The organism is Burkholderia sp. AU30280, from assembly GCF_020420125.1.
GTDB lineage: Bacteria > Pseudomonadota > Gammaproteobacteria > Burkholderiales > Burkholderiaceae > Burkholderia.
The window spans coordinates 18,572-32,529 of record NZ_JAIZRY010000015.1; the positions used below are offsets into that span (position 1 = coordinate 18,572).

The following is a 13,958-nucleotide window of genomic DNA, read 5'->3' on the forward strand; positions in this document are numbered from 1 at the left end:
CATCGACGCGACGAAGACGTTCGGTGCTTTCGAACGAGTCTGCACGGGAACTCGGTGGCCTCGATTCGCCTTGAAATGCCGTATCAGGACGGTCTATGGGATTCACTCAACCATCTCCAGTCGTCTGAAACTCGTGCCGGTAGGCGAATAAGCCAGGTAACCCCCCGGTCATGACGAAGAGAATGTTTTGATCGCGCGCGTAACGACCAGAGGTAACCCCTTCGATCAGCCCTGCAAACGCCTTTCCGCTATAGACGGGATCGAGCAACAGGCCTTCTTGCGAGGCCAGCAGCCGCACGGCTCGGCGCATCGCTTCCGTGGGAATGCCGTAGCCGGCGCCGAGTTGCGACGCGTCGACGCGAACGGCATCGGGCGAGATTTCCGTATCGCGATTGATGATGCGGGCCGTCTGTTGCGCCTTGTCGAGCGTGGCGCGATAAGCGTCTGCGGCTGGAGCATAGACGGTGTACGCGTCGACTTCGATCGTCCCGGCCCCGAGTGCCGCAAAGCCGGCAACCAGCCCGGCATGCGTGCCGCCACTTCCGTTGGGCACGATGATCCGATCGAAGTGGTTGCCTTGCGCCCGGGACTGCTGGGCGATTTCGGCTGCACACGCGGCATAGGCGAGGCAGCCGACAGGACTCGATCCACCGAACGGGCAGACATAGACACGATGGCCCGCCGCACGCAGTTCGTCTGCACGGGCGATGGCGTATGCCATCGCATCGGCCGAAGCCGGCAAATCGTGCACACGTGCGTTGAACAGGTGATCGAGCAGGATGTTGCCGCTTTCAACGTAATCCGCGTCGTCGCGCGGCACGGAGCGTGTGAGAACCACCTCGCATTGCATGCCCGCGCGCGCCGCCGCAGCCGCGGTCAGCCGAGCGTGATTCGATTGCCTCGCGCCAACCGTGATGACCGTGTCGGCTCCCGAGTGCAATGCTTCGCCAATCAGGAGTTCCAGTTTCCGCAATTTATTGCCGCCGCCGCCCACGCCCGCGACATCTTCCCGCTTCACATGAATGGTCGCACCGCCAAGAAAGGCACTCAGGCGCGGCAGCGGGTGAATCGGCGTTGCGCCGTCGAGCAGGCGGTAACGCGGTACCCGGATTGAATCGAAGCCGAACAATTCCTGGAGGTTCGCTCGCGCATGGCGCGCGAAAGAGGTTGGCGCGCTGGAAGTCATGCGAGCACCTGATGCTGATGGCGATTGATGCCCGCAAGACAGATCTGCTCGCAGAGCTGCGGAAATGCGATACCGGATGCGGCCGCAGACTGCGGGAGCAGGCTCGTGGCGGTCATGCCCGGCAGCGTGTTCACTTCGAGACACCAGAGAATGCCGTGCGCGTCCAGCCTGAGGTCCGTGCGGCTGTAGCCGTCGAGTTCCAGCAGGGCGTGAGCGCGCAACGCGATGCGTTGCGCCGCTTCGAGCGTGGCCGCCGGCAAGTTGGCCGGAAACTGTTCGAGCACATGTCCCGCTTGATACTTCGACCGGTAATCGAAAATCGCCCCCGGCTCGATGACGATTTCACCGACGCTCAGTGCCTGTGCGCCGAGTACGCCGACAGTCAGCTCCCGGCCGGCGATGTACTGTTCCACCATCACCTGCGTGTCGAACCGGCGAGCGACGCGCACCGCGTCTTCCAGTTCGTCTGGAGTGCGTACCAGTGACAGGCCAACTGTGGAGCCCTGCCGATTCGGCTTGACGATGAGCGGATAGCCGACGCGTCGGGGTATGGCATCGAAGTCGCACGGCAGCATCAACCAGCGTGGCGTGCGGATGCCGGTGGAGGAGAACAGGCGCTTTGTCATGTTCTTGTTCATGGCAATTGCGCTACCCATGTGTCCGCTGCCCGTATAAGGCACGCCCGCCAGGTCTAGCATCGCCTGAATGGTGCCGTCCTCACCGGCGCCGCCGTGCAGTGCAAGAAATGCGACATCGGCTTCGGTCAGTTCGCGATAGCGAAGCAGGTCGAAGACAGTCGACGGCGATTGGGCCGACACGCAGGACGGCGGCGGTGCATCCTTTATCCGCGAGGTCAGGAGAAGCGCATCGTCTTCCGGCGACAGCGGGCCACGAGAGGTGTCTATCGCCACCACGCTGTGGCCGGCGCAACGCAGTGCCTTGATCACTTGAGCGGCGCTGGAAATGGAGACGTCGCGCTCTTCGCTGGCGCCGCCGAACAGTACCGCGATCTTGAGTATGGAATCACGCATCGTTTTCTTCACGCGATGAAAAATGGGGGGGCGACAATCAGCGGCAGACACACCCGAGCGATCGAAGTCGATGGTTCAGCCAGTCAATTTATTGCTGACGCGAAGTCTGGCGACGGCATGTCCGTGTTTTCCGCTATTGCTGGCTGGCTACTTTAGGTAGCAATTTCATCCACGTATACTTATCGTTTATTGAGTTATGCATTAGCTATTTTTAACGATCCACCTTGTGGAGGTACGCGTTGGAAGTCGGGCGACTGAAGGCACTCCTGGAGCTGGCGAGGTATGGCACGATGGCGGCCGCCGCTGAAGCTTTGCACCTGACACCATCGGCTGTTTCACAGCAGATCGCGCAGCTGGAAGAGGAGGCGGGCGTCAAACTGACGGAGCGCGTCGGCCGTGGCGTCAGGCTCACGCCGGCGGGGCATGCATTGGCAGGTCACGCCGAACGGGTGATGGTCGTGCTGGACGAGGCGCGCTCGGAATTGGCCGAGCTGCGGCGCGAGTTAGTGGGGGAACTACGCGTAGCTGCGTTTCCGTCGATTGCTTCGCTGGTACTTCCTGACGTGCTCAAGAAGCTGCGGCCCGCGTATCCGCGCCTGGAAATCGAACTGGAAGAACTGGAGCCAATTGATGCGGTCGCGGCGCTCCGTGCGTGGCGAACGGATATCGCGCTGATCGACGATCTTTCGATCGCGGCGGGCAATGACCGGGAGAACATCGAGGTCGTGCCGCTGGCGGAGGATGTCCTTTACGTGGCGGTCGCGACGGATCATCCGTTGAGCAACATGCCGTCGCTTGGCGTTGCCGATCTCCGGAACGAAACCTGGGCGATGGAATCCACGTGGAGTACCTTCGGCGGTTTCGTCATCGACTTGTGTCGTCGCGCCGGCTTCGAGCCTCGTATCAACGCCAAATGTCGTGGATCGGAAATGGTCGAAGCCATGGTGGCCTCTGGCTGCTCGGTGTCGGTTGCCCCCGGGCTCCGGGTACTGCGGGCACCGGCCGGCGTGGCGTGGGTCAAGTTGAAGCCGGAGGTGCGGCGCAAGATTTATGTCGCCTATCGCCGCGGCGAGCGCAACCATCCGATGATCAAGGTGTTCCTCGAGGAAGTTGTCGGAACCGTATCGAGCGTTCTTGGTTAGCTCAGTCAGCGGGGGCTTGAGCTTTCTCACGGGCTGCGGTAGCCCGTCAAACGTGACCACTCCTTTCCAGCGTCCGGGCGCTCGTCGGGGATCTGCATCCGCGAGAATGGCTGTTCGAAACGGCCACCCCGACCGCCCCAACGCGGCACGCCGATTGCTCGCCGATTCATCTGAATGATCGAAACCGGCTCCGGTCAAACCCCTATCCAGCCGACCTTTCCCCGCCCACCCCCCCCACATCCCGTGGCCGATTTTGTCACCACATGGGCCGGATATGACAATAAGAATCGCCCGCCCTGGCATTACGATGCCTCACGTCGTCGCCCGGGCCTGAGCCGGTTTTCCCGCATCAAGCCCCATAGCGCCCCACATACCCCGTCTGATTGGAACATCGACCATGAGCTATCACGCCCCCGTCAAGGACATGCTGTTCGTGCTGAAGGAACTGGCCGGCATCGACGCCGTTGCGCAGTTGCCGGGCTTCGAGGATGCCGGCTACGACACGGCGCAGGCCGTGCTCGACGAATCCGCGAAATTCTGCGGCGAGGTGCTGGCCCCGCTGAACGTCGAAGGCGACCGCAACCCGAGCAGCTGGAAGGACGGCGTCGTGACCGCGACGCCGGGCTTCGGCGACGCGTTCCGCCAGTTCGTCGAAGGCGGCTGGCAGGGGCTGCAGCATCCGGCCGAATACGACGGCCAGGGGCTGCCGAAGCTGATCGCGACGCCGTGCATCGAGATGCTGAACGCGTCGAACCTGTCGTTCGCGCTGTGCCCGCTGCTCACCGACGGCGCGATCGAGGCGCTGCTGACGGCCGGCACCGACGAGCAGAAGCAGCGCTACGTGCCGAAGCTGATCTCGGGCGAATGGACCGGCACGATGAACCTGACCGAGCCGCAGGCGGGCTCCGATCTGGCGCTGGTGCGCTCGCGCGCGGAGCCGCAGGGCGACGGCACGTACAAGGTGTTCGGCACGAAGATCTTCATCACGTGGGGCGAGCACGACATGGCGGACAACATCGTCCACCTGGTGCTGGCGCGCACGCCGAACGCGCCGGAAGGCGTGAAGGGCATCTCGCTGTTCATCGTGCCGAAGTTCCTGGTCAACGACGACGGCTCGCTGGGCGCGCGCAACGACGTGCACTGCGTGTCGATCGAGCACAAGCTCGGGATCAAGGCGAGCCCGACGGCGGTGCTGCAATATGGCGACCACGGCGGCGCGATCGGCTACCTGGTCGGCGAGGAAAACCGCGGCCTCGAATACATGTTCATCATGATGAACGCGGCGCGTTTCGGGGTCGGGATGCAGGGGATCGGCGTGGCCGACCGCGCGTACCAGAAGGCGGCGGAATTCGCGAAGGAGCGCGTGCAGAGCCGCCCGGTGGACGGTTCGGCCAGGCAGTCGGTGACGATCATCCATCACCCGGACGTGCGCCGCATGCTCGGCACGATGCGCGCGCTGACCGAAGGCGCGCGGGCGCTGGCGTACGTGGCCGCCGCGCACAGCGACATTGCCCACCGCCATTCGGACGAGGCGACGCGTGCGCGTCATCAGGCAATCTACGAGTATCTGGTGCCGGTGGTGAAGGGCTGGAGCACGGAGATGGTGAACGATGTGGCGAGCCTGGGCGTGCAGGTGCACGGCGGGATGGGCTTCATCGAGGAGACGGGCGCGGCGCAGTATTACCGCGATGCACGTATCCTGGCGATCTACGAAGGCACGACGGCGATCCAGGCGAACGACCTGGTGGGCCGCAAGACGATGCGCGACGGCGGCGCGGTGGCGAAGGCGCTGATCGCGGAGATCGGCGAGACGGTGGCGGCGCTGGGCAGGCTGGACGGCGCGGCGGCCGCGTCGGTGAAGGCGCAGCTGGAGAAGGGCGCGAAGGCGTTGTCGTCGGTGGTGGATTACGTGGTGGCAAACGTGAAGCAGGACCCGAACGCTGTGTTCGCGGGCAGCGTGCCGTACCTGAAGCTGGCGGGCGTGGTGCTGTGCGGGTGGCAGATGGGCCGCGCGCTGGTGGCGGCGCAGGCGCAGCGTGCGAGCGACCCGGCGTTCTTCGATGCGAAGATCGCGATCGCGCAATGCTACGCGGAGCACGTGCTGGTGCAGGCCGGCGCGCTCGAAGCGTCGATCGTCGGCACGAAAGGCAACGAGGGCGTGCTCGCGTTGACGGAAGACCAGTTCTGATCGATTGACGGTCGGGACGCAGGAGGAGACAGGATTTTGACCACACAGGACTTGCTCGCGCAGTACGGCCCGCGCGAATCGATGGAATACGACGTCGTGATCGTCGGCGGCGGCCCCGCCGGGCTGTCGGCGGCGATCCGGCTCAAGCAGCTGGCCGCCGAGAAAGGCGCCGAGATCGGCGTTTGCGTGCTCGAGAAAGGTTCCGAGATCGGCGCGCACATCCTGTCGGGCGCGGTGATGGACCCGCGCGCGATCACCGAACTGTTCCCCGACTGGAAGGAACGCGGCGCGCCGCTCGACGTCGAGGTGACGGAAGACCGCTTCCTGTTCCTGTCCGAGAAAAGCGCGGTCACCACGCCGAACTGGGCGCTGCCCGCCAACTTCCAGAACCACGGCAACTACGTGATTTCGCTGGGCAACGTCACGCGCTGGCTGGGGGCCCAGGCCGAGGCGCTGGGCGTCGAGATCTTCCCCGGCTTCCCGGCCGCGGAGATTCTCTACAACGACGACGGCTCCGTGAAGGGCGTCGCGACCGGCAACATGGGCGTGGGCAAGGACGGCGAGCCGACCGAGAACTTCCAGCTCGGCATGGAGCTGCACGCGAAGTATACGCTGTTCGCCGAAGGCTGCCGCGGCCACCTCGGCCGCCAGCTGATCGCGAAGTTCAAGCTCGACGCGAACGCCGATCCGCAGGCGTACGGGATCGGCATCAAGGAGCTGTGGGAAATCGATCCGGCCAAGCACAAGCCGGGCCTCGTGATCCACACGGCCGGCTGGCCGCTGAAGTCGGATACCTACGGCGGCTCGTTCCTGTATCACATGGACAACAACCAGGTCGTGGTCGGCTTCGTGGTCGGCCTCGGCTACACGAACCCGTACCTGTCGCCGTTCGAGGAATTCCAGCGCTACAAGACGCACCCGTCGATCCGCGCGTTCCTGGAAGGCGGCAAGCGCGTGTCGTACGGCGCGCGCGCGATCACGGCCGGCGGGCTGCTGTCGCTGCCGAAGACGGTGTTCCCGGGCGGCGCGCTGATCGGCGACGACGCGGGCTTCCTGAACGCATCGCGGATCAAGGGCAGCCACGCGGCGATCAAGACCGGCATGCTGGCGGCCGACGCCGCGTTCGACGCGGTGCAGGCCGGCCGCCAGTCGGACGAGCTCAACGCATATCCGGACGCCTTCAAGCAGTCGTGGCTGTACACGGAGCTGTACCGCGCGCGCAACTTCAAGCAGTGGATGGCGAAGGGCCTGTACCTCGGCACGCTGATGGTCGGGCTCGAGCAGAAGGTGATGGGCGGCAACGTGCCGTGGACGCTGCACCACAAGCACGCGGACCACGAGATGCTGAAACCGGCGTCGCAATGCCAGCCGATCGAGTATCCGAAGCCGGACGGCAAGCTGACGTTCGACCGGCTGTCGTCGGTGTTCATCTCGAACACGAACCACGAGGAGAACCAGCCGGCGCACTTGACGCTGAAGGATGCGAACGTGCCGGTGAACGTGAACCTGCGTACCTACGCGGGGCCGGAGGGGCGGTTCTGCCCGGCGGCCGTGTACGAGTTCGTGAAGAACGACGACGGCAGCGACCGGCTGGTGATCAACGCGCAGAACTGCGTGCACTGCAAGACCTGCGACATCAAGGACCCGACGCAGAACATCGTGTGGGTCACGCCGGAAGGCGGCGGCGGGCCGAATTACCCGAACATGTAACGCAACGCATCCCCGCGCCTGCGGGCGCGAACGAACCGGAGAGAGACGATGAGCAATGCAGCGAAAGAAGTCGTGGTGGTAAGCGGTGTCCGTACCGCGATCGGTGATTTCGGCGGCAGCCTGAAGGATTTCTCGCCGACCGACCTCGGTGCGAAGGTGGTCGCCGACGTGCTGTCGCGTGCGAACGTGCCGGGCGACGCAGTCGGGCATGTCGTGTTCGGCCACGTCGTGAACACCGAGCCGAAGGACATGTATCTCGCGCGCGTCGCAGCGATCAACGGCGGCGTGGCGCAGCACACGCCCGCGCTGACGGTGAACCGCCTGTGCGGTTCGGGCCTGCAGGCGATCGTGTCGGCCGCGCAGACGATCATGCTCGGCGACGCCGACGTCGCGATCGGCGGCGGCTCGGAAAGCATGAGCCGCGCACCGTACACCGTGCCGGCCGCGCGCTTCGGCCAGCGCATGGGCGACGGCAAGCTCGTCGACATGATGCTCGGCGCGCTGCACGACCCGTTCCAGACGATCCACATGGGCGTGACGGCCGAGAACGTCGCGGCGAAGTACGGCATCTCGCGCGACGCGCAGGATGCGCTGGCGCTCGAATCGCATCGTCGCGCGGCGCGCGCGATCGCGGAAGGGCGCTTCAAGGACCAGATCCTGCCGATCTCGATCCGTACGAAGAAGGGTGAAGTTGCGTTCGACACCGACGAGCACGTGCGTCACGACGCGAGCGCGGACGATTTCACGAAGCTGCGCCCGGTGTTCGCGAAGGAGAACGGCACGGTGACGGCGGGCAACGCATCGGGCATCAACGATGCGGCTGCGGCCGTGCTGATGATGAGCGCCGACGCCGCGCGCGCGCAGGGCGTGAAGCCGCTCGCCCGCCTCGTCGCGTACGCACACGCGGGCGTCGATCCGGCCTACATGGGGATCGGCCCCGTGCCGGCCACGCAGAAGGCGCTCGAACGCGCGGGCCTGAAGATCGGCGATCTCGACGTGATCGAGGCGAACGAGGCGTTCGCGGCCCAGGCGTGCGCGGTCACGCAGGAACTCGGCCTCGATCCGGCGAAGGTCAACCCGAACGGCTCGGGCATCTCGCTCGGTCACCCGATCGGCGCGACCGGTGCGCTGATCACGGTCAAGGCGCTGTACGAACTGAAGCGCATCGGCGGGCGTTACGCGCTCGTGACGATGTGCATCGGCGGCGGCCAGGGGATTGCGGCGATCTTCGAGAACATCTGATAATCGAACGCTCAGCACCCGAACACACAGGAAATTTCATGGCCATCGAAATTGTCGGCGTCGTGGGCGCCGGAACCATGGGCAACGGCATTGCGCAGACCGCCGCCGTGGCAGGACTCAATGTCGTGATGATCGACGTCAGCGACGCCGCGCTCGAGAAGGGCATCGCGACGCTGAAGGGCAGCCTCGAGCGGCTCGTGTCGAAGGACAAGCTCGACGCGGCCACGCGCGATGCGGCGCTGGCGCGCATCACGACGTCGACCGACTACGCGAAGCTTGCAGCGGCCGATATCGTGATCGAAGCCGCGACCGAGAACGTCGAGCTGAAGGGGCGCATCCTGAAGCAGATCGAGGCCGTCGCGCGGCCCGAAGCGATCATCGCGACCAACACGTCGTCGATTTCGATCACCGCGCTCGCGGCGCCGCTCGCCGATCCGTCACGCTTCGTCGGCATGCACTTCTTCAACCCGGTGCCGCTGATGCCGCTCGTCGAGATCATCCGCGGGCTGCAGACGAGCGACGCGACCGCGTCGGCGGTGCGCGAGCTGACCGAGCGTTTCGACAAGTCGCCGATCGGCGTGCGCAATTCGCCGGGCTTCGTCGTGAACCGGATTCTCGTGCCGATGATCAACGAGGCGTTCTTCGTGCTGGCCGAAGGCATCGCGTCGGCCGAGGAGATCGACGCGGGGATGAAGCTCGGCGCGAACCACCCGATCGGGCCGCTCGCGCTGGCCGACCTCGTCGGCCTCGACGTGTGTCTCGCGGTGATGGACGTGTTCGTGAAGGACTTCGGCGATCCGAAGTATCGTGCATGCCCGCTGTTGCGCGAGATGGTGACGGCCGGAAGGCTCGGGCGCAAGACGGGGCGCGGGGTGTACGACTACAGCAAGTAAGCGGCGGGCTGGAAAGTCTTCAACGCGGGTGGCGAGTCGTGCCGGATGGTGTATTCATCCGGTGCGGTTCGCCATCCGCGTTTTTCATTCGATGGTGACGCCTGGCTTCAGTGCATGTTTATCGCAAGGCTCGCCGAATACTGTCCGCCGGGCAGTGACGCATGCGCGTTGTCGCTCGACCGGATGTAGGCGGGCCGTGCCGGACGGTTGAATTGTTTCGTAAATCGATTTTTATCTATGAATAATAAAGCTAATTAACGCTGAATTCTTTCATGTCGATTAAATTGACGTTTCAAACTGTAATGTTATATCTTGGTTGCGCAAAAACAACCGAGAGAAAATAAAGTGGCAATAAACGACGTGCTTCAAAAAAGCCGCCGCTGGTCGGCCATCGTCGCGTGGTCGGTATTCGCCGGACTGGCCGGTACCGCGTCGGCCAATACCGAGCCGGGGCAGCCGACGCAACCGACGCAACCCAAGCAGGCGCGCATGCCTCGCGTGCCGCAGAATCTGCCCGTGTCGCCCGAGCAGGCGCAGTACAACCTGCCGCTCAGCGAGCAGGATCGTGCCGCGTTGACCAGGCCTTCGCAGCTCAAGCAGCCGGCCGCGCGCAGCAAGCGCAGCACGTCGGGCGCCGATTGCCGCGACATGTCGGTGATGGCCCAGTATCGCGGCGCGGCACTCGCCGATTACATCGCGAATCTTCCCGATTACGAATGCCATTACGGCCTGTTCTCGGTCGATAAAGCGCAGGCCACACAGATCTTCAATGCCGAAAACGTGCACGCTGTTGCGGGTCGTTTCGTACAGGAAATCTATCAATACGACGCGAGCAATTTGATCCTGGTCAATTTGCTGATTTATCTGCGCGCCGCTTATTACCAATATGATGTATCGGGCATTGCGAACCCGATTCCGAATCTCGCGGTGTCGCTGCGCCCGTATATCAAGCAAAGCCTGGAGGGCGATGCGCTCTATCGCGACAATTCGCGTGCGCCGAGCACCGCGAACGAGCTGATGAAGCTCATCACGAACATGCGGGACGAAGCGTACTACCTGCCGACGCTGAAGAACCGCATCGCGTCCTACACCGTGAGCGCGGCGAATCCGCAGGCGGCGGCGCCGCTGCTGCAGCGCAGTGCGGCGGGCGGCTTTACCGGCTTGCTCACGGTGTTCTTCTATGCGCACCAGCGCAGCGGCGCGCAGCCGATGCTCGACAGCGACGCGACGCTCCCGGAGACGCTCAACCGCTTCGTCACCGCGAACCGCGCGAGCCTGTCGAACACGAGCGCCGCCTATCAACTGGCCGACGCGGCGCGCGAAACGTTTCGCTTTCTCCGCTATCCGACGCAGAAGCCGCGCGTGAAGAAAATGATCCAGGACATGCTCGCGTCCACGAGCATGACGGGCGCGGACAGCGACCTCTGGCTCGCGGCGGCGGAAGCGGCCGACTACGGCGATCCGGGCAACTGCGCGGACTACGGCACCTGCGACTACAAGAAGCGGCTGGCCGACACGGTGCTCTCGAATCGCTACGCGTGCAATGCGGGCGTGCGCATTCTCGCGCAGGACATGACGATGCCGCAGTTGCGGTCGGTCTGCACGGCGGTCGCGCAGCAGGACGACTACTTCCACCGGATGATGAAGACCGGGCGCAAGCCGGTCGCGGGCGATCGCAACGACACGATCGAGCTCGTCATTTTCGATGACTACGCGAACTATCGAAAATACGCGTCGGTGATCTACGGCATCAGCACCGACAACGGTGGCATGTATCTCGAGGGCGATCCGTCGGCACCCGGCAACCAGGCGCGCTTCATCGCGCACGAGGCATCCTGGCTGCGGCCCGAGTTCAAGGTGTGGAACCTCGAGCACGAGTTCACGCACTATCTCGACGGCCGCTACGACATGGCGGGCGACTTCTCGGTGAGCACCGCGAAGCCGACCGTGTGGTGGATCGAAGGCGTCGCCGAGTATCTGTCGAGAAAGAACGACAACCAGGAATCGATCGACGCGGCGCGCACGAACGCGTACCGGTTCTCGGACGTGCTCGGCACGCGTTACTCGTCGAGTGACTACGTCACGCGCGCGTACCGGTGGGGCTACATGGCGACGCGCTTCATGTTCGAGCGCCATCGCGCGGACGTCGACACGATCGTGGCGCGCTTCCGGGTGGGCGATTACGACGGCTACGCAAACTATGTCGCGTACATCGGCAATCGCTACGACACCGAGTTCGCCGACTGGGCGCGCAGCGCGACGACGGCGGGCGAGCCGCCGGTGCCGGCGAAGCGCTGACCGGCACGGGCCGGCGCCGCGTGACCGGACGCCGGCCACCGCGGCGCCCGACGCATCAAAGCAGGAAGCAGGAAGCGGCCCTCGAACGGAAATTCGAGGGCCGCGGCGCGTCGACATGACGCGCCGCCACCGCGCTAGCGATCCGTGCCGGTATCGGCAACATAGTTTGCGATACTGAAGAATCGATAGTCGCTCAGCAGATCCGGCCCCGGGAACCCCTCCGGATGAATCCGCCCATGAATCGGGCTGTCGGGGCGCAGGCCGGCCAGGGTCAACGCGAGCGTGAATTCGTTGAACGGCGCCATGAACTGACGCGACACGAAATGCATGCCCCAGTTGAACACTGACGGAAGCTGCTCGGTGCGCAACCACGTGTCCGGCCCGCCCGGCGCACGCGCGCAAAGATTTTCCGCCCACGGGCTGTGCCCTTCCACGATGAGAAAGCCATGCTTCGCGTGGCGCTTCCAGCGGGTCAGGAAATCGATGAGATCCGCGGCCGCCACGTAACCGGGAACGAGGCCTTCCGCATCGCTGTACGCCACCTTGAACGCACGCTTGATCTGGTCGAGCGAGATCGGCAGCTCGGCCTGATCCGATACCGCCAGCGTGCCCGCGTAGTGCTGATCGACAACCGCGCGCAGGCGTGCTCGATCGACGGTGCGCAGATGACGCTCGAGGATCGCCTCGGCGGCGTCCTTGCGACGGATGCTCAACCGTCGGTTGTGGACCAGGAACATGAAGGTATGCAACAAGTCGCTCAGTTGCGCCGGGCGCACGCTGCCGTCCGGCTGCGTGACGGTCAGGCCGCTTTCGGCCACGGCTTCGTCGTAGCGGTCGGGCCGGGAAATGTCGGCGGCGATCACGCGTACCTGCACGCCGGAGATGTCCCGCAGCGCAGACAGCGTGGCGGCTGCGCGGCCGCGCGCGGATTCGTTGTAGTCCGCGCCGATCACGAGCAGCGGATAGGCGTCGAGGTGCCGGCCGCGCCGCGTCGACGCAATGACGTATTCCGCCAGGCGCTTCAGCGCGCTGCCGTCGCCGCAGCCCATGTCGGCGATGCCCGAGGGCTGGCGATCCAGCGGCGTCTCGTCGAACAGCTTGCGCAGGATTTTCGTCGTGATTTCCTGTGACGCCGGCCCGGACCCGGCGCCGCTCGACGCATACACGTTCATCACGCGATCGATGTGGCCGTCGCTATCGATATCGAGCGGATCGGGGTTGCCGAACAGCAGTTCGTCGAGCAGCGCATACGAACGCAGATAGGACGCGGGCAACCCCGCGTAAGGGGCGGCAATCGGACGGTGAATCCGGCCCGACTCGGTGAGGCGCACCTTTTCCCGATCGATTTCCGCCATGCCGAACTTGCACATCAGCGCCCAGGCCGCGTGCAGCACGACAGGATCAGCCTGCGTCCAGGCGCCGACCGGGACGCCATCGGGCTCGCTGTCGAGCCTGCCGAGGATGCCGGGCGCCGATTGCGAGTACTGGCCGTCCGGCTGCCTGTCGAACACCGGCATATCGAGTGCGACCCAGGTCGGGCCGAGCAACAGGCCGTCCATCGCCGTGCGCAGCTGTCCGTTCGCCTGACGCTCCAGATCGGTGGCCGGGCGCGGCAGCTCCGGCCAACCCGCTACGCAGATCCGCGCGAGCTGGGCATACAGCATGCTGTCGCCGGCCGCCGCGCGCGTTCGATGACACAGGGCGTGCAGATGCTGGAGCACCGACGTGGCATTCGCCAGTTGCTCGAACAGCGGCCGGGTGCGCTCGACGCATGCCACGACATATTCGCCGGCCGGCGTGAGTGCATATTCGGCGTCTTCGTCGCCGCGATCGAGGGTCAGCCAGCCGGCCAGGCTCAACAGGTTGAAGGCGCCCCACAGAATCCCCAGGTTACGGGTCGGGTCGGGCTGGCGGGACGTCGCGAACGCGCGCATCGCGCGGGGCGCTCCGGCCCTCAGGCCGCGGAACGCGCCGGCAAACACCAGGCGCGCCAGCGTCGGCACCAGCACGATGCCGTTCGCCCAGTTGCAACTGCGCGTATAGGCCATCACGCGCTGAGCGTCGTGCCGGCCGATGCGCAGCGTGGCTGCATCTGTGTGTTGCTCGAGCTTGACCGGCAGCTCCATGTCGAGCACCTCGACGCCGATCGTGGTGCCGGCCGACAGGCCGAGCAAGGTACGGGTTTCGTCGGGATAGGCGCCGAGATAGTGTTCGAGCTGCCGGGCCAGTGCGGTGGAGGAATCACCAAGGTCGAATCGGGCGTGCATG

At 64.9% G+C, this 13,958-nt stretch carries 9 protein-coding genes; 6 read left to right on the plus strand and 3 right to left on the minus strand.

Annotated elements, in window-relative coordinates; genetic code table 11:
* Positions 1 to 106 precede the first annotated feature (106 nt).
* Entirely contained in the window at positions 107 to 1,186 is a 1,080-nt protein-coding gene (locus LGN17_RS28800; RefSeq protein ID WP_226200402.1) for a D-cysteine desulfhydrase family protein, read from the minus strand.
* Entirely contained in the window at positions 1,183 to 2,217 is a 1,035-nt protein-coding gene (locus LGN17_RS28805) for a D-alanine--D-alanine ligase (RefSeq protein ID WP_226200404.1), read from the minus strand. Before LGN17_RS28805 ends, LGN17_RS28800 begins: the two co-directional genes overlap by 4 nt.
* A gap of 239 nt (positions 2,218 to 2,456) precedes the next feature.
* Between LGN17_RS28805 and LGN17_RS28810 the strand changes: the two genes are divergently transcribed.
* The 6 genes from LGN17_RS28810 to LGN17_RS28835 all read left to right on the plus strand — a co-directional run bounded on the left by LGN17_RS28810 (position 2,457) and on the right by LGN17_RS28835 (position 11,690).
* Positions 2,457 to 3,359 (plus strand): LysR family transcriptional regulator, encoded by a 903-nt coding sequence (locus tag LGN17_RS28810; protein ID WP_226200405.1) that lies wholly within the window; start codon positions 2,457 to 2,459, stop codon positions 3,357 to 3,359.
* Positions 3,360 to 3,756: 397 nt separating this feature from the next.
* Positions 3,757 to 5,547, plus strand: a complete 1,791-nt coding sequence (locus tag LGN17_RS28815; RefSeq protein ID WP_226200407.1) for an acyl-CoA dehydrogenase — start codon at positions 3,757 to 3,759, stop codon at positions 5,545 to 5,547.
* 81 nt (positions 5,548 to 5,628) lie between these two features.
* Positions 5,629 to 7,257: an electron transfer flavoprotein-ubiquinone oxidoreductase gene (locus LGN17_RS28820; RefSeq protein ID WP_413227060.1), complete on the plus strand. Its 1,629-nt coding sequence runs from the start codon at positions 5,629 to 5,631 to the stop codon at positions 7,255 to 7,257.
* 48 nt (positions 7,258 to 7,305) lie between these two features.
* Positions 7,306 to 8,499, plus strand: a complete 1,194-nt coding sequence (gene bktB / locus LGN17_RS28825) for a beta-ketothiolase BktB (RefSeq protein WP_226200411.1) — start codon at positions 7,306 to 7,308, stop codon at positions 8,497 to 8,499.
* A 38-nt stretch (positions 8,500 to 8,537) separates the two neighbouring features.
* The gene (locus LGN17_RS28830; RefSeq protein WP_174989283.1) at positions 8,538 to 9,392 is read left to right on the plus strand and encodes a 3-hydroxybutyryl-CoA dehydrogenase; all 855 of its coding nucleotides are present in this window, start codon (positions 8,538 to 8,540) and stop codon (positions 9,390 to 9,392) included.
* A gap of 360 nt (positions 9,393 to 9,752) precedes the next feature.
* Positions 9,753 to 11,690 carry a collagenase gene (locus tag LGN17_RS28835; RefSeq protein ID WP_413227057.1) on the plus strand — a complete coding sequence of 646 codons (1,938 nt, stop codon included), beginning with the start codon at positions 9,753 to 9,755 and terminating at the stop codon, positions 11,688 to 11,690.
* Between the two features lie 134 nt (positions 11,691 to 11,824).
* On the opposite strand, the gene LGN17_RS28840 is transcribed toward LGN17_RS28835, so the two are convergent.
* Complete coding sequence (locus LGN17_RS28840) at positions 11,825 to 13,957, minus strand: class I SAM-dependent methyltransferase (protein ID WP_226200415.1); 2,133 nt, start codon at positions 13,955 to 13,957, stop codon at positions 11,825 to 11,827.
* Position 13,958 lies beyond the last annotated feature (1 nt).